At 47.2% G+C, this 688-nt stretch carries 1 tRNA gene and 2 rRNA genes; all 3 read left to right on the plus strand.

The features are described from left to right. Window positions 1–63: ribosomal RNA gene (locus J9885_RS14920) — 16S ribosomal RNA — on the plus strand; the annotation flags it as partial. A 210-nt stretch (window positions 64–273) separates the two neighbouring features. Beyond that, window positions 274–349 (plus strand) — tRNA-Glu (locus J9885_RS14925). A 238-nt stretch (window positions 350–587) separates the two neighbouring features. Next, a 23S ribosomal RNA gene (locus J9885_RS14930) occupies window positions 588–688 on the plus strand; the annotation flags it as partial.

Genomic DNA, 688 nt, shown 5'->3' on the forward strand with positions numbered 1-688 from the left:
ATGACTGGGGTGAAGTCGTAACAAGGTAACCCTAGGGGAACCTGGGGTTGGATCACCTCCTTACCTTAAGATGACGAAGTTGTTGAGTGTTCACACAGATTGCCTTGATTCAAAGTAGTTAGAGCAAAGACCTGATGCAGTGATGCATCAGCTTCTGTTGTCCAGCCTTCGGGATGGATGAGAGAAAACCTCTTCTGCCGGATAACGGGATGTGAATAGCAGTTTACTGCTACCTGTTGTCTCAGTGCGCAAGCACTGCAAAGCAGACTCGGGGTCCCCTTCGTCTAGAGGCCTAGGACACCGCCCTTTCACGGCGGTAACAGGGGTTCGAATCCCCTAGGGGACGCCACTTCTCTTCTTGCTAACAAGAATGCAGACATAAGCATTGAGTGTTTATGTCTGTTTTCTTCGGTCACTGACCGTTGCAAACTTGCTCTTTAACAATCTGGAAAGCTGATTTAAAAAGTAGTTCTCAAACATTTGTTACAAGTGCTTTGGAAACTTCTTGGCGAAAACCAAATTTTATTTGGTCCTTGTTGTACGACAACAAGCTGTGCCGGTTTCACCGACACTTCTTGGGGTTGTATGGTTAAGTGACTAAGCGTACATGGTGGATGCCTTGGCAGTCAGAGGCGATGAAGGACGTACTAACCTGCGATAAGCCGTGAGCAGTCGGTAAGAGACATTA

Source organism: Aeromonas sp. SrichE-2G, from assembly GCF_017939565.1.
Taxonomy (GTDB): domain Bacteria; phylum Pseudomonadota; class Gammaproteobacteria; order Enterobacterales; family Aeromonadaceae; genus Aeromonas; species Aeromonas taiwanensis.